Raw genomic sequence first — 24,078 nt, 5'->3', positions numbered from 1 at the left:
AAAGTTCTTTTAGGCACCTGTCGAGATCGAAATCGCACATCTGTTCGATATACTCGTCGGTGTGGGTTGGGGCGGTGGCCCGCCTAGCTGGGCGGAAATAGAACGTGTTCTCGATGGTAAGCCTCGTCACACCGGTTCCGGGGCCGGTGCGTCGATCCACGACGGCTCGGCGATGTCGCGCAAGCGGGAGCCGTACCGGCCGACCGGTCCGGCGCGGCCACCCGCTGCGACCGTTCCCTACGCCGAGCTGCACGCGCACTCGGCGTACAGCTTCCTGGACGGGGCCGACACCCCTGAGGAACTGGTGGAGGAGGCCGCCCGGCTGGGCCTGCGGGCGATCGCGCTGACCGACCACAACGGCCTGTACGGGGTGGTGCGGTTCGCCGAGGCGGCCCGGGAACTGGACATCGCGACCGTGTTCGGGGCCGAACTGTCGCTGGGTGACGGCTGCGCGGCCCGCACCGATGCGCCGGATCCGCCGGGCCCGCATCTGCTGGTGCTGGCCCGCGGCCCGGAGGGCTATCGGCGGTTGTCCCGGCAGATCGCCGCCGCGCACCTGGCCGGGGGCGTCAAGGGCCGGCCCCGGTTCGACCTCGACGCGCTGACCGAGGCCGCGGGCGGGCACTGGCAGATCCTGACCGGCTGCCGCAAGGGGCATGTCCGGCACGCGCTGGCCACTGGCGGTCCCGATGCGGCCGCGGCGGCGCTGGCCGACCTGGTGGACCGGTTCGGGCAGGCGCGGGTCAGCATCGAACTGACCCGGCACGGCGACCCGCTCGACGACGAGCGCAACGCGGCGCTGGCCGGGCTGGCACCGCGATTCGGGGTTGGCGTGGTGGCCACCACCGGCGCGCACTTCGCCGGGCCGGAGCGGGGCCGGCTGGCGATGGCGCTGAGCGCGGTGCGGGCCCGGCAGTCGCTGGACGGCGCCGCCGGCTGGCTGGCGCCGCTGGGCGGGGCGCACCTGCGCTCCGGGGCGGAGATGGCTCGGATGTTCGCGGCGCACCCGGGCGCGGTGCCCGCCGCCGCAGAACTGGGGAGGCAGTGCGCGTTTCCGCTGCGCCTCATCGCGCCGCGGCTGCCGCCGTACTCAGGCATGCCGGCCGGCGAGACCGAGGACAGCTGGCTGCGATCGTTGACGATGACGGGTGCCGCGCAGCGGTTCGGGGCGCCGGCCGACAACCCCAAGGCGTACGCGCAGATCGAGCATGAACTGAAAGTCATTGCCCAGCTGAACTTTCCGGGGTACTTCCTGGTGGTCCACGACATCGTGGCGTTCTGCCGGCGCAGCGACATCCTGTGCCAGGGCCGGGGATCGGCGGCCAACTCCGCGGTCTGCTACGCGCTGGGCGTCACTGCGGTGGACCCGGTCGCCAACGAGTTGCTGTTCGAACGCTTCCTGTCACCGGCCCGAGACGGCCCGCCGGACATCGACATCGACATCGAATCCGACCAGCGGGAGAAGGTGATCCAGTACGTCTACGACCGCTACGGGCGCGACTACGCCGCGCAGGTCGCCAACGTCATCACCTACCGGGGCCGCAGCGCGGTGCGGGACATGGCGCGCGCCCTGGGCTTCTCGCCGGGCCAGCAGGACGCCTGGAGCAAGCAGTTCGGCCGGTGGGGGGCGCTGGACGGGCAGGTCGAGGGGATCCCGGACCAGGTCGTCGAACTCGCCGGTCAGGTCGCGAACCTGCCGCGGCATCTGGGCATCCATTCCGGCGGCATGGTGATCTGCGATCGGCCGATCGCCGACGTCTGCCCGGTGGAGTGGGCGCGGATGCCCGGCCGCAGCGTGCTGCAGTGGGACAAAGACGACTGCGCGGCTATCGGTTTGGTGAAGTTCGACCTGCTGGGCCTGGGCATGCTCTCCGCACTGCACTACGCCCGCGACCTGGTGGCGCAGCACAGCGGCGTCGCGGTGGACCTGGCCCGCATCGACCTGTCCGAGGCGGCGGTCTACGAGATGCTGGCCCGCGCCGACACCGTCGGGGTGTTCCAGGTGGAGTCTCGCGCCCAGATGGCCACCCTGCCGCGGCTGCGGCCCCGGGTCTTCTACGACCTGGTGGTATCAGTGGCACTGATCCGGCCCGGGCCGATCCAGGGCGGGTCGGTGCACCCCTACATCCGGCGGCGCAACGGGGTGGACCCGGTGGTCTACGAGCATCCGTCGATGGCCCGGGCGCTGCGGAAGACACTGGGGGTGCCGCTGTTTCAGGAGCAGCTGATGCAGCTGGCGGTGGACTGCGCGGGTTTCTCCCCGGCCGAGGCCGACCAGTTGCGCCGCGCCATGGGATCCAAGCGGTCCACCGCGAAGATGCGCCGGCTGCGGGACCGGTTCTACGACGGGCTGCGCGACCTGCACGGCATCACCGGCCCGGTGGCCGACCGGATCTACGAGAAGCTGGAGGCGTTCGCCAACTACGGCTTCCCGGAGAGTCACGCGATGAGCTTCGCGTCGCTGGTGTTCTACTCGGCGTGGTTCAAGCTGCACTACCCGGCGGCGTTCTGCGCCGCACTGCTGCGGGCCCAGCCGATGGGCTTCTACTCCCCGCAGTCCCTGGTGGCCGACGCCCGCCGGCACGGGGTGACGGTGCGCGGCCCGGACGTCAACGCCAGCCTGGCGCACGCCGGACTGGAGGACGCCGGGGCCGCGGTCCGGCAGGGGTTGGGGGCGGTCCGCACCATCGGCGGCGAACTCGCCGAAAAGCTGGTGGCCGAACGTGATTCGGGCGGGCTGTTCACCTCACTGGCCGATCTGACTGCCCGGGTGCAGCTCACCTCGCCGCAGGTCGAGGCGCTGGCCACCGCCGGGGCGCTGGGCTGCTTCGGGCTGTCCCGGCGGGAGGCACTGTGGGCGGCGGGGGCGGCGGCCGCCCAGCGGCCCGACCGGCTGCCCGGGGTGGGCGCCGTCTCGCACGTTCCGACACTGCCCGGGATGAGTGAGACCGAACTGGCCGCCGCCGACGTGTGGGCCACCGGGCTGTCCCCGGACAGTTTCCCCACCCAGTTCTGCCGCGCCGACCTCGACGCCGCCGGGGTGCTGACGGCCGACCGGCTGGCCGTGGTGCCCGACGGCACCCGGGTGCTGGTGGCCGGGGCGGTGACGCATCGGCAGCGGCCGCCGACCGCCCGCGGGGTGACGTTCGTCAACCTGGAGGACGAGACCGGGATGGTCAACGTGCTGTGCACGCCGGGGGTGTGGGCGCGGCACCGCAGCCTGGCGCAGACCGCGACGGCGCTGCTGATCCGCGGGCGGGTGCAGAACGCCAGCGGGGCGGTCACGGTGCTGGCCGAGCGGCTGGGCCGCATTCAGTTGGCGGTGCGGTCGGCGTCCCGGGACTTCCGCTGATCTCTCTGCCACCGTGCATGATTGTCCACCCTCACCTGGGCGTTTGCCGGACAACTCTGCACGGTCGCGGGGAAGGGGTCAGGCCGGCCGGTCGGGGCCGCGCACCGTCATCACGGCGCACGCCGCCAGGAACCCGACCGCCGTCAGCCCGATCAGCCGGGTCAGCGGAGTGCCATGCCGCCACTCCCGGATGTGCAGCCCCACCGCGATCGTGAAGTACAGCGTCAGCATCGCCGTCGTCAGCCGGGCCAGCCCCGGGGCTCGGTGCACCGACCCCAGCCCGACCGCCGCGGCGGTCTTCACCGCGGCCAGCACCCAGCCCATCGGCGGTTTACGGTCGGAGAGTTGCAGCGCCTCCAGTAACTCCTCGACCTGAGGGATCGGGATGGCGCACAGCACGGCATCGACGGCGTGGAACACCGCCAGTCCGACATAGGTTTTCGGCGACGTCAACGCACCCATGCCGACCAGCGTAGGGGCCCGCGCGGATTCCGGAATCATCGGCCGCGGCGATCGGTAATCTCCCCTCATGGCACTCAACCTGTCCTTCGACGAAGTCCTGACCACCACCCGTTCCGTGCGCAAGCGCCTCGACCTGGACAAGCCGGTGCCCCGCGACGTGCTGATGGAATGCCTGGAACTGGCTCTGCAGGCGCCCACCGGGTCCAACGCCCAGGGCTGGCAGTGGATGTTCGTGACCGACCCGGTGAAGAAGCAGGCGATCGCCGACATCTACCGTGCCAACGCACTGCCGTATCTGAGCCAGCCGAAACCCGACTACGGCGAGGGCGACGTGCGCGGTGAGCGGATGGAGTTCGTCAGCGGCTCGGCGCGGTATCTGGCGGAGAACATGCAGGACGTCCCGGTGCTGCTGATCCCGTGCCTGGAGGGGCGGCCGGAGAAGGCGCCGACCGGGATCACCGCGTCGTTCTGGGCGTCGCTGTTCCCGGCGGCGTGGAGTTTCTGCCTGGCGCTGCGCTCCCGCGGGCTCGGTTCGTGCTGGACGACGCTGCACCTGCTCGAAGACGGTGAGCGCCAGGCCGCCGAGGTGCTCGGCATCCCGTTCGACAAGTACAGCCAGGGTGGGCTGTTCCCGATCGCCTACACCAAGGGCACCGGCTTCAAGCCGGCCAAGCGGCTGCCGGCCGAGCAGGTGACGCACTGGGACACCTGGTAGCCCGTCACCCCTTCCCGTGACCGTGCACAAATGTTCGCCCGACCTGGGGAGATACCGAACGCTTGTGCACGGCCGCGGTGAAGGTCAGACGGCGCCGGCGAACCCGTGCTGGCGCCACGCTTCATAGGCGGCGACCGCGGCGGCGTTCGACAGGTTCAGCGACCGCCGGCCCGCCAGCATCGGGATGCGCACCTGCGCGGTGATCCGCGGATCGGCCAGGGTTGTCGCGTCCAGACCGGTCGGCTCCGGGCCGAACAGCAGCACGTCACCGGGCCGGTAGGCCACATCGGCGAAACAGGTCTCGGCATGCGCGGTGAACGCGAACACCCGGGCGTCGGGCAGCGTCGCCCAGGCCGCCGGCAGCGACGGGTGCACGGTGACCGATGCCAGGTCGTGGTAGTCCAGTCCGGCGCGGCGCAGCTTCGCCTCGGACAGGTCGAACCCGAGCGGTTCCACCAGGTGCAGCGCCGCCCCAGTGGCCGCGACCAGCCGGATCGCATTGCCGGTGTTCGGCGGGATGCGGGGCGAATGGAACATGACGTTGAACATCGCGGCGGGCACTCCCTTTCGGCGATACAGGGCATTCCGGCCCTAGCGTTTGTACAAATTCAATTTGTATAAAAAACACGGCGGTGCGAGGCGGATCACCGTGACAGTGGTGAACGCATCATGCCGTGGCAGTTGAACTGACCGGACAACGGCAAGGGGTTCGACATGACCGTGACCGACGCGACCCACCCCGCCGACCTCGGCTCGACGGTGTTCACCGTCACCGCCGGCCGGCGCCCGTTGACCTACCGGGTCGACGACGACGCATTCAAACACTGGTTCGCCGGCCGGGCGGCCCAGGCCGAAGCGGCCGACGACACCGACGGCCCGGATGCCGACGAACCCGGCGTCCCGGACTGGCTGCCCGACTGGATGGAGTACGGCGCCGGCGCCCGGATGGCGCAACTGGCACTGGACGCCTGGCGGGCCGGGGTCCTCGGCGGGGACCCCGACGTGCAGCTGACGGTCTGCGGCGACGACGACGGCGAGACCAGCGGGTTCTACGTCATCCTCAACAACCGGGCGGGTGCTCAGACCGCGCTCGGGTTGACCAGCGGCTGGCAGGAGTTGCTGCACCTCGACGACCTGTCGCCGCGGCAGCGGGCCAGGGCCCATCTGGAGGAGATCTGCGCGATCGCGAACTTCACATTGGCGAAACTGCAGGTGTCTCCAACCAGTTAGCGGAAGGACACACGGCGGTCTCAAGAAGCGCTCTGTTCAGTAAAATTCCTGGTCATAGTGGTCCGGGGACTGTCATACTCGTCGAATTGCCATGCCCATCGATGTGCGGCGTGTGAGAAATCCGATGAATGAGGCGCTAACGGTGAATTCAAGCCGAGCGGTCGGTGAACCGGCCGCCGACGAGTGACGCTCTTCGGCCACCCGGACGGGGTGGAGCCGGCTGAGGAAGAGTCAGCAAGCCGGGAGGACGAGCCGATTGCAGCGACGGTCAAACGCCCGTCGCGGTACTCGGTGCGCAACTGGTCGGTGCGCTGGAAGGTGCTGGCGATCGCGCTGCTGCCGATGGCGCTGGCCGCGGTCTTCGGCGGTATGCGGGTCGCCAACGCGATCACCGAGGCCAACCGGCTGCGCCTGGTCGCCGACCGTGCCGAGATGATCCCGGCGATCACCAACTACATGTCCGCGCTGGGCAACGCGCTGGTCGCCGTCTCCTCCGACGGCGACGCACAGGGGGCGAAGAAGAACTTCGAGAACCGCAAGTTCGAACTGCAGTCGCGCCTGTCGCACACCGCGGTGGCGACCGACGTCCAATCCGGGGTGAACACGCTGCTCGAGCACGGCCAGGGGCTGCTGGACGTGGCGCTGGTCGGTGGCATCGGGCTGCGCGACGAGGTCACCAGCTACGCGCCGGTGCTGCTGACCGCCGAGGACGCCATCAACGGATCGGTGCGCGTCGACAACGAGCGGATCCGTGCGCAGACCGAGGGTCTGAGCCGGGCGGTCGGCGCCCGGGGCCAGATGCTGATGCAGGAACTGCTGGTCAACCGCGGCGGCGAGATCCCCGACCCGGAATTGCGCACGTCGATGATGACGCTGGCCGGCACCGAGCCGTCGACGCTGTTCGGGATGAGTGAAGTTCTCGGCGTCGACTCCCCGGACGCCAAGAATCTGCAGCTGCAGCTGGTGACCCGGATGGGGGTGATGTCCAACCCGGAGAATGTGCTGCCCAACAACCCGGTGCTGCTGGACTCGATCCGCACCACCGACGGGATCGCGGCCCGGGTGATCAGCGAGAACACCGGGGCGATCACCGCGGCCCTGGAGGACCGCGCCGCCAACCGGCGCACCGCAGCCCTCCGCGACATCGCGCTGGTGGTCGGCGCGATCATCGCCGCGCTGCTGGTGGTCGCGCTGGTGGCCCGCTCGCTGGTGCGGCCGCTGCGCACCCTGCGTGACAGTGCGCTGCGGGTGGCCCACACCGACCTGGAGGACGAGATCGCCCGGGTGCGCGCCGGGGATGAGAGTCCGCCCGCGCCGCTGCCGGTGTACACCACCGAGGAGGTCGGTCAAGTCGCGCACGCCGTCGACGAACTGCACGCCCAGGCGCTGCTGCTGGCCGGTGACGAGGCCCGGCTGCGGCGGCTGGTCAACGAGATGTTCGAGACCATGTCGCGGCGCAACCGGTCGCTGGTCGACCAGCAGCTGGCGCTCATCGACCGGCTGGAGCGCAACGAGGACGACCCGGATCGCCTGGAGAGCCTGTTCCGGCTGGACCACCTCGCGGCCCGGATGCGACGCAACGGCGCCAACCTGCTGGTGCTGGCGGGTTCGCGGGCGCCGCAGGAGCGTGGCCGATCGGCGCCGCTGGCGACGGTGATCAGTGCGGCCACCTCCGAGGTGGAGGGCTATCACCGGGTGCAGACCGTGTTGGTTCCCGAGGTCACCGTGCTGGGTGCGGCCGCCACCGACACCGTCCACCTGCTCGCCGAGCTGATCGACAACGGGCTGCGCTACTCCGCGCCGACCGAGCCGGTCCGGGTGGTGGCCGGCTTCGAGGCCGACGGCGGGGTGGTGATCGAGGTCGTCGACACCGGCCTGGGCATGACCGACACCGACCTGCGGATGGCGAACATGCGGTTGGCCGCCGGCGGCGAGTTCAGCCCGGAGAACGCCCGGCACATGGGCCTGTTCGTGATCTCGCTGCTGGCTCACCGGCACGGGATCGAGGTCCGGTTGTTCCCGGCCGAGCAGGGCGCGCAGGGCGTCACCGCGGAGGTCTACCTGCCGCCGGATCTGCTGACCGGCGCTCCGGTCATCGAGCAGCCCCCCGAGCAGTCCATTGCGCCGTATCCGGCGCCGCCCGTCGAGCCCGCCCCGCCGCGGCCGGAGTCGAAGTGGTCCGCCCCGGCCGTCGGCATCCCCGAACCCGAATTCGACCTCGAGCCCGAGTCCGAGTCCGAGCAGTACGACGACTCGTCGCCCGGGCCGGTCGTCTCACTGCTGCCCCGGCGCACCCCGGGGTCCAGCGGCATCACCGGGATGCCGGCCGCCCTCGAACCCGAACCCGAACCCGAACCGGAGCCCGCCGCTGAACTGCCACGGGTCCGTCGGGAACTGCCGCGGCCATGGTGGGAGACCGGCACCGAGGGCGACCAGGGTGCCGCGAGTTCAGAGGCCACCCCGGAGCCGGCCGGTGACAAACCCGCTCCCGCCGACACGTCCGCCTACTTCGCCGCCCGGTACCGGGTGGAACCCGACGAGGTGGCCGAGTTGGTGCGAGCCGACCTGAGCCACCCCGACCTGGGTCACACCGACCTGCCCGACCACGACGACGCGACCGGCGCGACCGACTGGGCCCCCGACACCGATGCCATCTACCAGCGGATGCTCTCGGAGTCGATGGGCGGGACGGCGGGCGCGGATCTGCAGGCCGACCTGGACTGGAAAACGGTGTGGGACCACGGCTGGTCGGTGGCGGCCGAGGCGGAGAACGTGCCGGTCGTCGCGCACACCGAGCACGGGCTGCCGGTGCGCGAACCCGGCGTGCGGCTGGTGCCCGGGTCGGCGGAAGGCGACCTGGACGCCGACCGGACTCCCGATGCACCGGCGGGGAGCCCCGAGACGCCCGAGCCCGACGAGGTGTTCGGTGAGCCGTCGGCCCCGGCGCACCGCGCGGCCGACCAGGCGGAGCCGGTAGCATCCAACGGCGTACCGCACCGGCCCGCGCACGCGGCGCCGGGACGGGATCCCGACGCGGTCCGCGCCTCGATCAGCAGCCACTTCGGTGGGGTGCGGGCCGGGCGGGCACACGCGCGGGACGACGAGCGCAACGGCTTCGACAGCGACATCAGCAATGGACCCGACACCGACCGGGGGCAGAATCACCGATGACATACCCGCCCAGTGCCGCCGGCCCCGCGGGCCGTTCCTCCGGCAACTCCCTGGATTGGCTGGTCACCAACTTCGCCCGGGAGGTTCCCGGGGTGTCCCACGCGGTGCTGGTGTCGGTGGACGGCCTGATGGTCGCGGCCAGCGAACACCTGCCCCAGGAGCGGGCCGACCAGCTGGCGGCCGTGTCGTCCGGGCTGGCGAGCCTGGCGAGCGGGGCGGCGCAGCTGTTCGACGGCGGGCGGGTGCTGCAGTCGGTGGTCGAGATGGAGAACGGCTACCTGCTGCTGATGCGGGTCGGCGACGGTTCCCACCTGGCGACGCTGGCCGGACCGGCCTGCGACATCGGCCAGATCGGCTACGAGATGGCGGTACTGGTGGAGCGGGTGGGGGCCGTGGTGCAGTCGTCGCGCCGGTCGGCGCCGGCGCCCGGCGGCCACGCGTGAGCGCCGGGGAGCCGTGATGGACACACCCGATCCCGCCGACCGGGCCAACCTGGTACGTCCGTACACGTTGACCGCCGGGCGGACGCACACCGACGTCGAACTGCCGCTGGAAGCCCCGGTGCACACCGTGCGGTCCGCGCAGCCCAACCAGTGGCCGGCGAACGACCCGCGCGGCCGGATCGTCGCGCTGTGCCAGGGGCATCCGTCGCTGGCCGAGATCTCGGCCCGGCTGGACTTGCCGCTCGGCGTCGCGCGCGTCCTGGTCGGTGATCTGGTCACGTCGGGATACCTTCGAGTGAGCCCGACGCTGACCGAACGGTCCACTCGGGATGAACGCCGCGAATTGATTGGGAGGACACTTCGTGGGCTACGAGCGCTCGGATAAGCCGGGCAGCGGGAGGGACTCCGCCTCGACGAAGATCATCGTGGCGGGCGGGTTCGGCGTCGGCAAGACCACCTTCGTCGGCGCCGTCTCGGAGATCATGCCGCTGCGCACCGAGGCGATCGTCACCGACGCCTCCGCCGGGGTGGACGCACTGGAGGCCACCCCGGACAAACGCACCACCACCGTTGCGATGGACTTCGGCCGGATCACGCTCGCCGACGACCTGGTGCTGTATCTGTTCGGCACCCCCGGGCAGCGCCGGTTCTGGTTCATGTGGGACGACCTGGTGCGCGGTGCGATCGGGGCGATCATCCTGGCCGACTGCCGCCGGCTGGCCGACAGCTTCGCCGCCGTCGACTTCTTCGAGCACCGCAACCTGCCGTTCCTGATCGCGGTCAACGAGTTCGAGGGGGCGCCGCGCTACCCGGTCTCCGCGGTGCGCAAGGCGCTGACGCTGCCCGACCACATCCCGGTGATCCCGGTCGACGCCCGCGACCGGCGGTCCGCCCGCGACGCGCTGATCGCGATCAGCGAGTACGCGCTGTCGAGTCTGGCCCCGACGGGCGGGTGACCGGCGAGTCGCAGTGGGCCGACCGCGAGTTTGTCGGCCACGACTTCCGCGACGAGGACCTGTCCCGGCTGCGCACCGAGCGGGTGGTGTTCGACGGCTGCGATTTCAGCGGCGCCGACCTCGGGCAGTCCGAACACCGGGCGTCGGCGTTCCGCAACTGCCGGTTCGATCGGACGACGCTGTGGCACAGCCGGTTCACCGGGTGCAGCATGCTGGGTTCGGTGTTCACCCGATGCAGCCTGCGGCCGCTGACGCTCGTCGAGGTGGACTTCACGCTGGCCGCGCTCGGCGGCAACGACCTGCGCGCGGTGGACCTGAGCGGATGCCGGTTGCGGGAGGCGAACCTGGTCGAGGCCGACCTGCGCAAAGCGGTGCTGTGCGGCGCCGACCTGACCGGCGCCCGCACCGTCGGCACCCGACTGGACGACGCCGACCTGCGGGGTGCGCAGATCGATCCGACGCTGTGGACCACGGCGACACTGACCGGTGCCCGGATCGATGTCGCGCAGGCGCTGGCCTACGCGGCGGCGCACGGCCTGACGGTCAGCGGGTGAGCCGGATCTTCCAGCGCACGATGCCGGCGTAGACCGTCGACAGCAGGATGAGCATGGCCATGTCCAGGAACCAGATCCCCTTGGTGTGCTTCCACAGGTTGTCCTGGGGAATCTGCGTGACCTGAATCGCCGGGGTGCAGCCGGCGGGCACTGCGGGGTTGGGGTCCTTCGGCGACGGTGCCGGCATGCAGTTCGCCGGATCGGCGTCGTGATGCAGCAGATGGTTGAAGTCGATCGTCGACGCTCCCGCCGCGAACCCCCACCGGCCAGGGGTCACCCAGGACGCCTGGTCGAGACCGAACCGGCCGGTCACCGGGATCATGCCGCCGCACAGCACCAGCTGACCCATGATCGAGACCACCAGCATCGGCATGATCTGCTCGTTGGAGTTCGCGAACGCCGACAGCGCCATGCCGAGGATCGCCGAGGCCACACAGGTGGCCGCGACCGTGAGGAACAGCGAGAAGCTGGCGCTGCCGAACATCGGATCGGATGGGTTCGGCGCCTTCTTGCCGATCAGCACGATCAGGGTCGCGATCGCCGACTGACCGACGGCGAAGGCACAGAACACCCCCACCTTGGCCAGCAGATACGCCGTCGTCGACAGCCCCACCGCCTGCTCACGCCGGAAGATGGGGCGCTCACCTATCAGATCTCGAATGGTCAGCGCGGTGCCCATGAAGATGGCGCCGAGGATGAGCAGCACCATGATGTATTGCGGCTCGGTGGGCGCATCCAGCCCGGGCATCTGCAGACCGTGTTTGCCCTTCACCGTCAGTGACAGCGCGCCCACGATGAACGGCAGCACCCCGAGGAACACCGAATAGCCGCGGTCGGAGACGATCAGCCGGAACTGACGTCGCGCGATCGTCGACAACTGCTTGACGAGGTTGGTCGCGGGCGGGGCGCCGAGCTCCGACGGTGGGCTGGGGGGGATCTGCGCGGCGGCTTTATGATTCCCGTCGCGCGCCAGGAAGCGGCGGTTGGCCTCGTCGGGGTCCGCGCCGACGTTGGCGAAGATGTCGGCGTAGTTGTCCGCCCCCATGGCACCGAACACCTCTTTGGGCGGCCCGCAGAATGCGGTCTTGCCACCTGGCGCCACCAGCAGGATCTGGTCGCAGACGTCCAGGTACGACACCGAGTGGGTCACCACCATGACGACACGGCCCGCATCGGCGAGCTGACGCAGCATCAGCATCACCTGCCGGTCCAGCGCCGGGTCCAGGCCCGAGGTGGGCTCGTCGAGCAGCAGCAGGGACGGCCCGGTGAGCAGTTCCAGCGCCACCGAGGCGCGTTTGCGCTGACCGCCGGAGAGCTTGTCCACCCGGGTGTCGGCGTGCTTGGTCAGGTCGAGTTCCTCCAGCACCTGCGCGACGGTGTGGTCGCGGTCGGCTTTGCTGGTGTCCGGCGGTAACCGCAGCTCCGCGGCGTAGCCGAGTGCCTGGTTGACCGTGAGCTGGCGGTGCACGACGTCGTCCTGCGGGACCATCCCGATCCGGCTGCGCAGGATCGCGTACTCGGTGTGGATGTTGTGGCCCTCGAAGGTGATCGAGCCGGAGGTCGGCTTGGTGTAGCCGGCGATCAGCCGTGACAGCGTCGTCTTGCCGGCGCCGGAGCCCCCGATGATCGCGGTCAGCGATCCGGGCCGGGCCGTCAGCGAGATGTTGTTGATCAGGCGCTTACCGCCCTCGACATCGAAACAGATGTCCCGGACTTCCAGCCCGCCGGTCTTCGCGGCCGCCTCGGTGGCGCGCACCAGGGCGCCGTCGGTGAACGACAGGTCCACGTTGCCGATCGTGACGATGTCACCCTCGGTGAGGATCGCCGAACCGATCCGGACGCCGTTGACGAACGTCCCGTTGATGCTGCGGCTGTCCCGGATCTCGGTGCCCAGCGGGGTCTGAATCAGCATCGCGTGCTGCCGGGAGGCCAGCACGTCGGAGATGACGATGTCGTTGTCGGTGGCGCGGCCGATGGTCAGGGCCCCGGACGGCGCCTGCGGGGCCGCCGCGCCGCCGGGACGCAGGATGTCGATCATCCGGGTCGCCAGGTTGCCCATCTCCGGCGGTTTGGCGGCCACCGGAGCCATCCGGGTGTGCGGCTGGCGGGGCGGCATCGGCGGCATCGGCGGGCTCGGGGGGTACTGCTGGTGGCCGGCGGAACCGCCCGGATAGGCCGGCTGCCGGGTGGTCGGCGGCGAGTATCCCGGGCCGGGCTGCGGCCGGCCGACGGGACCCGGTCGGGCCGGTGGCGGATACGGGTGGGCGGTGGTGCGCGGCTCGTGATATCCGGCGTCGTGATGTCCGGCGTCGTGATATCCGGCATCGTGTGGGCGGCCCGGCGGCGGCAGGTGCGGCCGGGAGACCCCGGGCGTCGGGAGATGGATCGCCATGGTCGCCGGTGGCCGGCCGGCCTGCCCCTGGTGGCGGCCGACCTCGAAGAACAGTCGCGGGCCGTCCGGGTTGCCCAGGTTGAGTGCCATGCCGTCGCGGACGTCGACCATCGGCACCCGCTGGCCGTTGACGTAGACGCCGTTCAGCGACCCGTTGTCGATGGCCAGCCAGCGGCCCTGGTCGAAGCGGAGCAGCAGGTGGGCGCGGGACACCAGCGGGTGCGGGACACGGACGTCGGCGCGCAGGTCACGGCCGACGACCACGTCGTGGCCTGCGGAGAAGGTGCCCTGCGACCCGTCGTAGCGGACGGTCAGCACCGGCGGTACTGGGTGATTCATCGCCGTCAACTGTAGCGAGTTGTGTCCGGAGCGCCGGTAACCACGCAATGGGTGCGGCGGTAGATGGTCGGCATGCACTGGTTGCAGTGGATGCACGCCGACTGGTGGTTCGCATCGGCGGCGATCCGGTTGACCAGGTCCGGTTCGGCCAACAGCGCCCGCGCCATCGCGACGAATTCGAAGCCCTCGGCCATCGCGGTGTCCATCGTCTCCCGGCTGGTGATGCCGCCCAGCAGGATCAGCGGCATCGACAACTCGGCGCGGAACAACCGGGCGTCCTCCAGCAGGTAGGCATCCCGATACGGGTACTCGCGCAGGAAGCGGTGCCCGGTCATCCGCATCCCCCAACTCAGCGGCGGCTTGAAGACCCCTGCGAATTCCCTGATCGGGGCGTGTCCACGGAACAGGTACATCGGGTTGACCAGCGAACTGCCCGCGGTGAGTTCCAGGGCGTCCAGCCCGCCGTCGTCCTGCAGCCAGCGCGCGGTGGTCAGCGCCTCCTCGGTGCCGATGCCCAGGCGCACCCCGTCGGACATGTTCAGCTTCGCGGTCACCGCGATCTGCCCGTGTACCGCCGCGCGGACCGCCTGCACGATGCCGCGGGCCACCTTGGCCCGGTTCTCCAGCGAGCCGCCGAACTCGTCGCGGCGACGGTTGACCAGCGGGGACAGGAACGAACTGGCCAGATAGTTGTGGCCGAGGTGGATCTCGACGGCGTCGAACCCGGCGTCGACGGCGATCCGGGCGGCGTCGGCGTGCGCGGCGATGACGCCGGCGATGTCGTCGCGGTCGGCCTTCTTGGCGAACCGCATGCCGATCGGGTTGAAGAACCGGATCGGGGCCAGGGCGCGTGCCTTGTTGGAGCGGGCGTCGGCGACCGGCCCGGCGTGGCCGATCTGCGCGCTGACCGCCGCGCCCTCGGCGTGCACCGCGTCGGTGAGCCGGCGCAGGCCCGCGACCGCCTCCGGGCGCATCCACAGCCCGTCGCCGGACGTCCGGCCGCCGGGGGAGACCGCGCAGTAGGCGACCGTCGTCATCCCGACGCCGCCCGCGGCCACCACCCGGTGAAACTCGATCAGGTCGTCGGAGACCAGGGCGTTCGGAGTTCGGTTCTCGAAGGTGGCGGCCTTGATCACCCGGTTGCGCAGGCTGACCGGCCCCAACTTGGCGGGGCTCAGGACGTCGGGGGACGGTGCCATGGCGAGAGCCTACGCAGCGGCGGTGACACAATGTGCGGCGTGGGTGCAATCAAGCTGGACGGTAAGGCAACGCGCGACGAGATCCTCGTCGACCTGAAATCCCGGGTGGCGAAGCTCGCCGCGGCCGGCCGGGTTCCGGGACTGGGCACCGTGCTGGTCGGCGACGACCCCGGTTCGCACGCCTACGTGCGCGGCAAGCACTCCGACTGCGCGCAGGTCGGCATCAACTCGATCCGCCGCGACCTGCCCGCGGACGTCACCGAAGCGCAGCTCAACGACACCATCGACGAGCTGAACGCCAACCCGGAGTGCACCGGTTACATCGTGCAACTGCCACTGCCGAAGCACCTGAACGAGAACGCGGCGCTGGAGCGGATCGACCCGGCCAAGGACGCCGACGGGCTGCACCCGACCAACCTGGGCCGGCTGGTGCTGGGCACGCCGGCGCCGCTGCCGTGCACCCCGCGCGGCATCGTGGCGCTGCTGCGCCGCTACGACGTGGAGATCAACGGGGCGCACGTCGTGGTGATCGGCCGCGGGGTGACGGTCGGGCGTCCGCTGGGGCTGCTGCTGACCCGCCGCACCGAGAACGCCACCGTCACGCTCTGCCACACCGGCACCCGCGATCTGCCGTCGCTGACCCGGCAGGCCGACATCATCGTCGCCGCCGTCGGGGTGCCGCACATGCTCACCGCCGACATGGTGCGGCCCGGTGCCGCCGTCGTCGACGTCGGTGTCAGCCGCACTGAGGCCGGCCTGGTCGGCGACGTGGCGCCGGACGTCTGGGAGGTCGCCGGGCATGTCTCGCCGAACCCGGGCGGGGTGGGCCCGCTGACCCGGGCGTTCCTGCTCACCAACGTCGTCGAGACAGTCGAAGCGCAGGTCGAGGCCGGGTTGTGATCCGCGCGATCCGCCCGGTAAGCCCGGCCCAGGTGCGGCAGGTGCTGGTCGCGCAGTGGCCGATCGTGCTGGTCGGGTTGATCTTTCTGAGCGCGTTCGTGTTGGTCGGGGCCAACTTCTGGCGCCGCGGCTCGCTGCTGATCGGCGTCGGCGCGGGGGTGGCCGCCGCGCTGCGGCTGGTGCTGCCCGACGAGAAGGCCGGGCTGCTGGTGCTGCGGGACCGCGGGCTGGACTTCGCGACGATGGCGACCGCGGCGACGGTGATGCTCTACGTCGCGGCGACGATCGACCCGCTGGGGACCGGCTAACGCCCGCCGACCACCGGAATGCCGGCGGGCAGGCCGGGGATGGCGGGGATGGCGAAACCGCCGCCGCTACCGGTACCGCCCAGGCCCGGGATCTGCGAGAAGTCCGGCACCTGACCGTTGGCCAGCTGCGACAGCATCTGCGGGCAGTACGCGTCGACCGCGATCTCGGTGAACGTCTGCGCCATCTCCGGATCCATGCCGCTGTCACCGCTCACGGTGGCGTAGGTGGAGGCGGCGGTGCCGGCCGGCGCGGTGAGCATCGGGCAGACCGACTGGCCCAGCGCGGTGGTGGCCGCCGGGTCGCCGACGTTGACCCCGGCGGCGCCGAGCGAAGACAGGAACGACGGGTCGATGGGATCGGCCTGGGCGGGCGCCGCGAGCGCAGCCGCCGCGATCAGGCCGGTCGACAGGGCCAGGCCGGTCTTCACCGCTCGGTTACGTCGCATCTTTTCCCCGTTTCGGTTCGCCGCACGCCGTGTCGGCGTGGTCGTACCGACGATACCGACGGGCCGCGCTTGGTGCACACAGCGTTGGTGGGGCCGGGCCTACCTGGCTCGGCTCATCGACCGAATCTGATAGTCGCAGCGCTTGAGCCTTCTGCGCGCCCACCGCGCCGAGTGCTGGGAAGACGGCGGTGCCACTGAACGGATCAAGGTCATAAGTTGTTAAACTACCCTCATGTCTGTGAGGAAATCTGCTGGTCAGCGTGTTGGGGTGGGGTCGGCGGCGATTTATGCCCGGATTTCCTCGGATGTGGAGGGCACGGGGTTGGGGGTGGCGCGGCAGTTGGAGGATTGCCGCAAGCTCGCCGCGGATCGGGGTTGGCCGGTCGGGGCCGAGTACGTCGACAACGATGTGTCGGCGTTTTCCGGCAAGCCGCGACGCCAGTACGCCCGGATGCTGGCTGATCTGGCATCAGGTGATCGTGATGCGGTGATCGTCTACAACTTGGATCGGCTGCATCGGCGTCCGGTGGAGCTGGAGGAGTTCGTCACGCTGTGCGAGTCGGTCGGGGTTCGCGATGTGGCGACGGTGACCGCCGACATCGACTTGGGTAATGATGACGGGCTGTTCATGGCCCGCATTTTCGCGGCGTTCGCCGCCAAGGAGTCCGGCCGCAAGTCGGCCCGTATCCGCCGCAAAATGTTGCAGAACGCCCAGGCCGGGTTGCCACACGGTTCAGCACGCCCGTTCGGGTATGAGGCCGACAAGATCACCGTGCGCGAAGCGGAGGCCGCAGTGGTCCGTGAGATGGTGGACCGGTATCTGGCGGGCCAATCGCTGCGGTCGTTGACGATCTGGCTCAACGAGACGGGGATCGCCCCGAGTGTGGCGGCGTCGTGGCAGACGTCGGCGGTGCGCCAAGTGTTGTCTTCGGGCCGTATCGCCGGGTTGCGCGAGCATCGCGGAGAAGTGATCGGTCAGGCGGTGTGGCCGGCGATCATCACCCCGGCAGACCGGGATCGGGTATTGGCGCGGATGGCGGCCCGGGCGGTGACCAAGACCAGATCAGCCCGCACGTATCTGTTGTCGGGGATGTTGCGCTGTGGGCGTTGCGGTAACCGGCTGTATTCCCAAGCTCGGCACAGCAATCCGGAGAATCGGATACGCCGTTATGTGTGTTTGAAGGGGCCGGATCATGGTGGGTGTGGCCGGTTGACGGTGGTCGCTGCCCCGGTCGAGGAACTGCTGGCTGAGGCGGTGTTGGCGCGGCTGGATTCACCGCAGTTGGCCGACGTGTTGGCCGGCAAAGCCACCGCTGATGCTGATGTTTCCGCGTTGGCCGCCCAGGTCGATGCCGATCAGGAACGTCTTGATGAGTTGGCCGGCTTGTATGCCGATGGGGCGATCACGGCGCGGGAGTGGATTGCGGCGCGTGATCCGATCACCGAACGCATCACGACGGCACGCCGAGATATTGCTGCGGCGACTGACACGACGGCGGTGTTCGAGTTGGCCGGGACCGGCGGGGTGTTGCGCACCGACTGGGACGGAATGGATTTGGGTCGCCAGCAGGCGATCGTCAAAGCGGTGTTGGATCACGCCGTGATTGCACCGGGCACACCGGGTGCGCGCCGCCTGGACATCGACCGGGTGGCCCCGGTGTGGCGGGTCTGACCCGACGACGTCGGCGGGCGATCGGCCCCAAGGAGCGTGGCGATCCGGGCGATGACGGTCGGGTCGGTCACGGTGACCGGCACGTCGTGGCGTTCACACGATGCGGTCAGCCACGCGATGAACTCGGGCCGCTCATGAAGGGGCAGCACGCCGGAGTCACTGCTGCTAGCGGCGTCTCCCGTCGCGTCACCGGGTGTGGTGGTCATTATCCGGCACCCGGAGGCATGGGCGGGATTCTTCCAGTGGCACAGCGGGATTCGGTGATACCGGCGATGCGGGCAGCGATGTGACGCAGGGCTGCGGAGACGACCAGCACCCGCTCCCCGGCGCTGGCGTGTCCAGCGTAGTCGAACTCCCAGAACACCTCATCGGAGTCGAGCGCCGCGTAAGGCCGCTGGTCGGGGCCGGTCACCGCGCCGCCGGGTGAGGTTCCGTTTCGTTGCGTTGCGTCTTTCGTTGCTTGCTGGCGGGTCCAGGTGGCGCGGGCGGTGCGCAGGGCGCCCAAGGTGGTGGAGTAGTGCCGGGATTTGGTGGTGATGTGCCCGCGATACCCCAGCGTGTGCAGCCAGCGCCCGATCCCCGTCACCGCGCCACTACCGTGTTCGGCCAGCTCGGCGATGGTGGCCAAGATAGCGCGCACATGCTCACTGACATCCAAGCCGGTGATCGCTTCGGCGGATAGGCGTCGCGCGGTGATCCCGAAGTCGTGCAACGATTTGGTGACGTATTTCGCCAAATAGGCGGCGACCCGGCGCGGTGAAAGCCGCGACGATGCACTCACCGCGGTTCCCACCGTTGCGGGGTCGGTTGCGGCCGTGTCGGTTTCGGATGTCAATGCTTGAGTGTCGATTTGGGTGCCGAAACGCACCGTCCGCACGTCATCTCGTCCGCTGTCGCTGTCGCCGGCGGTGATGTCGATGCGGACACGGCCGGCGGCTTGGTGAATCAGAGCGGTCAGGTCGGTGGCGGTGATCGGTGACGACCAGCCCGTATCCTGGCCGACTCTCGAACGGGGCTCCCCACCACCCCGAGAGGCGGCGGGGCCGTCAGTGTCACGGCCACTCGATGCGGTGGTGGCGGGATGACCGGGTGGGTCGAGGCGGATCAGGGCGTGAATGTGCGGAATGGCACGCACTTGCAGCTCGACGACCTTGACGAAGCTCATCCGCACCGAATCCGAGGACATGCCAATGGCCTTCAGATGTGTTGCGACAGCTCGGCGTAGTGCGATGGTGAAGCGCCGCCACAGTTCAGGCAGATGCCAGGCGAACAGCACATGCCCGAGGTAGTCATAGCAATCACCGCATAACGGCTGACCCACCGCAGGATCATGGGCAGAGTGGATCATGGTGCAGGACAGTGGTTTACCGTGCTGACATCTAGTGGCTGCCCCGCTGCGTTTCGGGTGACAGGTGCTGCCGGTGGTGTTGTGCACGCTTCCGTACCCCGGCGCGGTGAGCGTGGCGAACACCTGGGGGCGGGTAGCGACCTCGGTGGATATGTTGTGGTGCCCGCCAGCGGCACCAGCGTGCACCAGCTGCCAGGTGTCGCGGGCATACAAATCCGAACACGACGGGCAGACCGTAGTCCGACGATTGTTGCAGCGCGTCCACACCATGTGCCGGAGCCCCGCGGTGTCGGCGCCGACCAGCTGGATCGGATGGGCGCAGTAGCCGACCGATTCCACCCGCCGCCACCATGTCTCAAAGCGTGGTGAGGATGCGCGCCGAACCATTTCGGTGATGACCGGCGCGGGGTCGGTGGTGGTGGGCAGACCCGGCAGTGCGATCACCGGGCCGCCCACCACGTCGGCGGCAGTACTCACTGCGGACCCCGCCCCTGGGAATGCTCACCGCCGGGGCGCGGTGCCCGAAAGGTGCGGGCCAAAACGCTGATGTCGCGGTCGGTGACGTGAAAGGCGCGGACCCGTGCCGGGTCGGCGGTGCCGTCGATCATCACGTAGCCGATCCCCGGGGTGGCATCGGCGATCAGGTCGCATTCGGCGCCGGCATCGCGGGCTCCTTGTCCGAGCACCATCGCGGTCTGGGTGGCTTCGGTCATGCGCAGCCCGATGCGCACGGTGAACAGTTGGCGCACCGGCAGGGTGTCTTTGGCCGGGTCTTGCACCGCGGCCACCACCGAAATCCCGACCGCCCGCCCCTGCGATAACAGCAGCCCGAGTAGGTGTTCGATCTCGGCACGCAGTTTGCGGTCGCTGACATAGGCGGTCAGCGCGGCAATCTCGTCGATGATCACCACATACAGCGGCTCGCCGACAGTGGGGTTGTGCAGTCGGGTGTGCCCGCGCAGCCGGGCGGCGCGTGCGTGCATCAGCTCCACCAGCTGCCGCAGCAGCTCCACGGTGGGTTGCCCCGTGTGATAGCAGAACCGGGTGAACAGCGGTGCGCCGGCGCCGAGTTCCATGCCGCCTTTGGGGTCGATCACCCACAGCCGCACCCGCCCGGTTTTCACTTGGGGTGCCAGCCCGGCGATCAGCGACCACAGCACCGAACCCTTGCCCGCTCCGGTGGCACCGGCAACCAGCAGGTGCTGCCCGAGCACCGGCAACGTCCACCAGCGCCGTGATTCGGTGACCCCGACCCGCACCGCGCCCAGATCGACCTCAGTGGCCGGGGTTGGCATCGGTACCGCGATCGGCTGGCCGAGCACATCACCGCGGCCGATGATGATCCGCAGCTGCCCCGGCGCCGTGGCGCGGATCGTCAACCGCTGCGCACCCCAGGTCGCCGCCAGCGCGGGGGCGCGTTTTTGCCAGTCAGCAATCGACTGGCCGGTCACCACGCGCAGGCACAGTACGTCGGCGTGGCGGCCGATCCGCACCGACTCCACGGCGGGCACCAGCGTGCGCTCACCGAGTTTGGCGGTCAGCCCGTGCAGGGCGCACACCGATGCCCAGTTGCGGTGATACCGCCACCACGCCCAGAACCGCTGCCGCAGCGGGTTGGTCACCCACCGGCTAAACGATGACGGCTCGCATACCGACCAGCCGACATATGCCGCGATCTCCGCGATGGCGGTCAACACGCCGGCCCGCGCCCCGTGGCTGACGGTGACCCAGAGCGCCACGATGGCCGGGACGCTCAGGACGGGAAACAGGATCGCCCACCACAGTAGCTGTCCGGCGGCTTTGACTGCCGCCACGATCAGCTCACCGATCCAGTCATCATGGGGTGATGGATTGTTGTTGTGGCGCTTATTGTTTGGGGTGTTCGACATGACGGCCTGCTTTCACTGACGACGGAAAAAAGGGAAGGGGGGTGCCAGCCCGGCAGCCCCGACGCGCTGGTGTGCGCAACTGCCGGGCCGGCATCCGGTTACCGGGCCTGCTGGCCCGTCTTGACGGTCGCCGTGGCGGGGTCGGTGGCGGTGATGGATTCGGCGCGATACGCGATGCCCGAGCGGCCGTCTTGCGACCACGGCAACGCCACCAGACCCGCTACCGCCACCGGCTGGCCGACAGTGACTTTCGGTTCACCGACCACGGTGACCGCCAGCACTTCGCCGCCGGTGGCGTCCAGGGCGATCAACTGCACCTGCCACAGCGCTTGCCCGGTGGCCTTGTCGACGCGTGGTGCCCCGGTGTCGAAATTGGTGCGCTGCTCAGGAACCCGCGTGCACAAGAACGTCACGCCGCTCGTGTCGATTCTCAGTTTCATGCCGGTGCTGTCCTTCCTCGTTTGTTTTCCCGCGGGTGTGTTCACCCGCCAGACAAGGAAGCGCCATCCCGCGATGCGCCAGGAAGTGATAGGCAGTGATAGCAGTGATGACCGCAAACGCGCACAGGTTGCTGACCTGCGGTGATATATGCGGCATGATCGAAGTCATGGCCGCAGCCGACCCGATCCGCGCACTCAACGCGCAGCGGCTCAGCGCGGCCCGCAAGCGCTACGGCTACAGCCTGCGCGAGTTGGCGATCGAGGTCGAAAACGTCCGCACGCTACGCGGGGATGCCGACCTGCCCACCCAGGAGTCCCTGCGACAGAAAATCGCCCAGATCGAGCGGACCGGAATGCTCGGCCCGATGTGGCGCGAAGACCTCGCCGCGGTGTTCGGCGTCGAACCCGACGAGATGTTCAGCGTGCCGATCACCACCGACCTGCCGCACCCGCTGCTGCTGCAAGTGCCCGTCGACCGTGACGTAGTGGCCGTCATCGCCGCCCAGCAACATGCCCACATCCGAGCTGAGCACACCTTCGGCCCCCAGCACGCCCGCCCGCTGGTGGAATCCGATCTGCTCACCATCGAATCCCTGATCGTCCACGCGCCATCACAGGTCAAAGCGGAAATGCGGCATGCTGCCGGGACTACCGCCGAGGTCGCCGGGTGGATCGCCCAAGATGTCGGAGATCACGCCGCCGCGGAACGACTCACCCACACCGCCGCCTTGCACCTGCGTACGGCCGGCCCGGCATTCAACGCCATGATCTTGATGCGTCAATCCAACATTCTCACCCGCACCAACCCCGACCTGGCCGCCGCGTTGGCCGCTGATGCCGCCGAACTCATCGACGGCCACGACGTGGGCCGTCTGGCCGCCAGCATCGCCCGCCAACAGGCCCTCGCGGAGCTGGCCAACAAGAATGAGCGGGCTTTTCACCGCCACGCCGCCGCAGCCCTCGAACTCGGTGACCTGCAACCCCATCCGCACGATCATGCGATCTACGCCCACGGCGCCTACGTCGCCAGCGAAATCGCCTCCGGCTACCTACGCATCGGTGACTCCGACAAAGCAGTAGCGCTGCTCGCCACGCACCATCACGCCTGGACATCGCAACAGCATCGCGACCAGACCGTGGCCGACATGCGACTCCTGCACGCCTGGATCGCCACCGGCGAATACCAAAAAGCACTCGCACTGACCGGCACGGCGATCCCGGGCTACCTGGCCGCGCCTTCCCAGCGAGCCAGACGTCATCTGGCCCAGGCAGGCACCATCGTGCGGGAGCGCCGGCGACGAAACAAAGACTCGATCCTGCAACAGCTCGCCGGCCGCATCAAAAACGCCACCCAAGGGGTCCTCCCGTGAGCCGTCGAGTCATTCCCGACAGCACCAGCACAGACCCCGCAACCGCCCGCCCCGTCGCGGTGCTGCCGGTCGGCTCATTCGAACAGCACGGCCCCTACCTGCCGCTGGGCACCGACACCCTCATCGCCAGTGCCATCGCATCATCAATCAATCAGCACCACAGCGTATTTCAGCTACCACCAGTCACATTCGGCTGCTCGCATGAACACGCGGCCTACCCCGGCACCATCAGCATCAGCGCCACCACCCTGGCCGCGATCGTCGCTGACATCATCGAATCGCTGGCACGCCAGAACATCGCCGGGCTGATCGTCGTCAACGGCCACGGCGGCAACGCCGTGCTGACCAACGTCGTCCAACAAGCCAACCACCCCAAGAACCCCGTCAAGGTTGGGCTCTACCCCAGCCGCGAAGACTGGGCCGAAGCCCGCGCCGCCGCCGGAATCCACAGCAGCAACCACGACGACATGCACGCCGGCGAACTGGAAACCTCCATCCTGCTCGCCGCCCACGCCGACTACCTGCGCGAGGGATGGCAGACCAGCGACCACACCGCCACCGACCGCCGCTACCTGACCAGCCTCGGCATCCACGCCTACACGCCTACCGGCGTCATCGGCTCCCCATCCCAGGCCAGCGTCGCCAAAGGCAGCAGTGTCCTCGCCCATCTCGGCCGCAGCGCCGACACCCTGATCGGGCTGCTCACCACACGTTGAGCAGCAGAACAGACAACTCGGCGGCTACCTCCGGGCTGCGCTGCGCTCCCTTCGCTTCCGTCCGCTGGCGCTCCCGTCCGCGCCGGTCGCTCCACTGCGCCCTGCGTCCGCCGCCGAGCACCAGTGCCACCAGCCAGTGAATACACCCGCAGCGTTCGTGCCAGCTGCCACCAGGC

At 69.5% G+C, this 24,078-nt stretch carries 21 protein-coding genes; 13 read left to right on the top strand and 8 right to left on the bottom strand.

Annotated elements, in window-relative coordinates:
- The first annotated feature begins 61 nt into the window (after nucleotides 1-61).
- Nucleotides 62-3,352, top strand: coding sequence for an error-prone DNA polymerase (locus tag KIH27_RS10880; RefSeq protein WP_214092961.1), 3,291 nt, complete (start codon nucleotides 62-64; stop codon nucleotides 3,350-3,352).
- Nucleotides 3,353-3,430: 78 nt separating this feature from the next.
- On the opposite strand, the gene KIH27_RS10875 is transcribed toward KIH27_RS10880, so the two are convergent.
- On the bottom strand, nucleotides 3,431-3,814 hold the full coding sequence (locus tag KIH27_RS10875) for a hypothetical protein (RefSeq protein WP_214092960.1): 384 nt from the start codon (nucleotides 3,812-3,814) through the stop codon (nucleotides 3,431-3,433).
- A 67-nt stretch (nucleotides 3,815-3,881) separates the two neighbouring features.
- Between KIH27_RS10875 and KIH27_RS10870 the strand changes: the two genes are divergently transcribed.
- Nucleotides 3,882-4,529: a nitroreductase family protein gene (locus tag KIH27_RS10870; RefSeq protein WP_214092959.1), complete on the top strand. Its 648-nt coding sequence runs from the start codon at nucleotides 3,882-3,884 to the stop codon at nucleotides 4,527-4,529.
- 84 nt (nucleotides 4,530-4,613) lie between these two features.
- Here the strand turns inward: KIH27_RS10870 and KIH27_RS10865 are convergent, their stop codons facing one another.
- Nucleotides 4,614-5,078 carry a tRNA (cytidine(34)-2'-O)-methyltransferase gene (locus tag KIH27_RS10865; protein ID WP_214092958.1) on the bottom strand — a complete coding sequence of 155 codons (465 nt, stop codon included), beginning with the start codon at nucleotides 5,076-5,078 and terminating at the stop codon, nucleotides 4,614-4,616.
- A gap of 165 nt (nucleotides 5,079-5,243) precedes the next feature.
- Between KIH27_RS10865 and KIH27_RS10860 the strand changes: the two genes are divergently transcribed.
- From KIH27_RS10860 to KIH27_RS10835, 6 genes are all read left to right on the top strand, one after another.
- Nucleotides 5,244-5,759, top strand: coding sequence for a hypothetical protein (locus KIH27_RS10860; protein ID WP_214092957.1), 516 nt, complete (start codon nucleotides 5,244-5,246; stop codon nucleotides 5,757-5,759).
- A gap of 183 nt (nucleotides 5,760-5,942) precedes the next feature.
- Nucleotides 5,943-8,930 (top strand): HAMP domain-containing sensor histidine kinase, encoded by a 2,988-nt coding sequence (locus KIH27_RS10855; RefSeq protein ID WP_372451349.1) that lies wholly within the window; start codon nucleotides 5,943-5,945, stop codon nucleotides 8,928-8,930.
- Nucleotides 8,927-9,373 (top strand): roadblock/LC7 domain-containing protein, encoded by a 447-nt coding sequence (locus KIH27_RS10850; protein WP_214092956.1) that lies wholly within the window; start codon nucleotides 8,927-8,929, stop codon nucleotides 9,371-9,373. Before KIH27_RS10855 ends, KIH27_RS10850 begins: the two co-directional genes overlap by 4 nt.
- Before the next feature lie 16 nt (nucleotides 9,374-9,389).
- On the top strand, nucleotides 9,390-9,758 hold the full coding sequence (locus KIH27_RS10845; protein WP_214092955.1) for a DUF742 domain-containing protein: 369 nt from the start codon (nucleotides 9,390-9,392) through the stop codon (nucleotides 9,756-9,758).
- Entirely contained in the window at nucleotides 9,736-10,329 is a 594-nt protein-coding gene (locus KIH27_RS10840) for a GTP-binding protein (protein WP_214092954.1), read from the top strand. The genes KIH27_RS10845 and KIH27_RS10840 overlap by 23 nt, the downstream gene beginning before the upstream one ends.
- Entirely contained in the window at nucleotides 10,326-10,883 is a 558-nt protein-coding gene (locus tag KIH27_RS10835) for a pentapeptide repeat-containing protein (RefSeq protein ID WP_214092953.1), read from the top strand. Before KIH27_RS10840 ends, KIH27_RS10835 begins: the two co-directional genes overlap by 4 nt.
- On the opposite strand, the gene KIH27_RS10830 is transcribed toward KIH27_RS10835, so the two are convergent.
- Nucleotides 10,873-13,614, bottom strand: coding sequence for an FHA domain-containing protein (locus tag KIH27_RS10830; RefSeq protein WP_214092952.1), 2,742 nt, complete (start codon nucleotides 13,612-13,614; stop codon nucleotides 10,873-10,875). The two genes, KIH27_RS10835 and KIH27_RS10830, sit on opposite strands and share 11 nt — an antisense overlap.
- 5 nt (nucleotides 13,615-13,619) lie before the next feature.
- A complete protein-coding gene (locus KIH27_RS10825) occupies nucleotides 13,620-14,813 on the bottom strand; it encodes an NADH:flavin oxidoreductase (RefSeq protein ID WP_214092951.1) in 1,194 nt (397 codons plus the stop codon).
- A gap of 39 nt (nucleotides 14,814-14,852) precedes the next feature.
- On the opposite strand from KIH27_RS10825, the gene KIH27_RS10820 reads away from it, so the two are divergent.
- Both KIH27_RS10820 and KIH27_RS10815 read left to right on the top strand, forming a co-directional pair.
- A complete protein-coding gene (locus KIH27_RS10820) occupies nucleotides 14,853-15,713 on the top strand; it encodes a bifunctional methylenetetrahydrofolate dehydrogenase/methenyltetrahydrofolate cyclohydrolase (RefSeq protein ID WP_214092950.1) in 861 nt (286 codons plus the stop codon).
- Nucleotides 15,713-16,021 carry a DUF3017 domain-containing protein gene (locus KIH27_RS10815; RefSeq protein ID WP_307856844.1) on the top strand — a complete coding sequence of 103 codons (309 nt, stop codon included), beginning with the start codon at nucleotides 15,713-15,715 and terminating at the stop codon, nucleotides 16,019-16,021. Before KIH27_RS10820 ends, KIH27_RS10815 begins: the two co-directional genes overlap by 1 nt.
- Here KIH27_RS10815 and KIH27_RS10810 read toward each other — a convergent pair.
- Nucleotides 16,018-16,467: a DUF732 domain-containing protein gene (locus KIH27_RS10810; protein WP_214092949.1), complete on the bottom strand. Its 450-nt coding sequence runs from the start codon at nucleotides 16,465-16,467 to the stop codon at nucleotides 16,018-16,020. The two genes, KIH27_RS10815 and KIH27_RS10810, sit on opposite strands and share 4 nt — an antisense overlap.
- 232 nt (nucleotides 16,468-16,699) lie before the next feature.
- Here KIH27_RS10810 and KIH27_RS10805 point away from each other — a divergent pair, with 232 nt between their 5' ends.
- Nucleotides 16,700-18,139 (top strand): recombinase family protein, encoded by a 1,440-nt coding sequence (locus tag KIH27_RS10805; RefSeq protein ID WP_202374935.1) that lies wholly within the window; start codon nucleotides 16,700-16,702, stop codon nucleotides 18,137-18,139.
- A 205-nt stretch (nucleotides 18,140-18,344) separates the two neighbouring features.
- Here KIH27_RS10805 and KIH27_RS10800 read toward each other — a convergent pair whose 3' ends face one another.
- The 3 genes from KIH27_RS10800 to KIH27_RS10790 form a co-directional block, all read right to left on the bottom strand.
- Nucleotides 18,345-19,874, bottom strand: coding sequence for a replication initiator (locus KIH27_RS10800; protein ID WP_242528599.1), 1,530 nt, complete (start codon nucleotides 19,872-19,874; stop codon nucleotides 18,345-18,347).
- Between the two features lie 86 nt (nucleotides 19,875-19,960).
- Nucleotides 19,961-21,376, bottom strand: coding sequence for an FtsK/SpoIIIE domain-containing protein (locus KIH27_RS10795; RefSeq protein WP_202374934.1), 1,416 nt, complete (start codon nucleotides 21,374-21,376; stop codon nucleotides 19,961-19,963).
- Nucleotides 21,377-21,474: 98 nt separating this feature from the next.
- Nucleotides 21,475-21,816 carry an SCO3933 family regulatory protein gene (locus KIH27_RS10790; protein ID WP_044544024.1) on the bottom strand — a complete coding sequence of 114 codons (342 nt, stop codon included), beginning with the start codon at nucleotides 21,814-21,816 and terminating at the stop codon, nucleotides 21,475-21,477.
- A 155-nt stretch (nucleotides 21,817-21,971) separates the two neighbouring features.
- Here KIH27_RS10790 and KIH27_RS10785 point away from each other — a divergent pair, with 155 nt between their 5' ends.
- Entirely contained in the window at nucleotides 21,972-23,186 is a 1,215-nt protein-coding gene (locus KIH27_RS10785) for a hypothetical protein (RefSeq protein WP_250149928.1), read from the top strand.
- The gene (locus KIH27_RS10780) at nucleotides 23,183-23,902 is read left to right on the top strand and encodes a creatininase family protein (RefSeq protein WP_214092948.1); all 720 of its coding nucleotides are present in this window, start codon (nucleotides 23,183-23,185) and stop codon (nucleotides 23,900-23,902) included. Before KIH27_RS10785 ends, KIH27_RS10780 begins: the two co-directional genes overlap by 4 nt.
- The last annotated feature ends 176 nt before the right edge of the window (nucleotides 23,903-24,078 follow it).

The sequence above is a fragment of the Mycolicibacter acidiphilus genome, from assembly GCF_018455725.1.
GTDB lineage: Bacteria > Actinomycetota > Actinomycetes > Mycobacteriales > Mycobacteriaceae > Mycobacterium > Mycobacterium acidiphilum.
The sequence above is the reverse complement of the archived record's forward strand: the minus strand, read 5'-3'. Positions and strand labels throughout refer to the sequence as shown.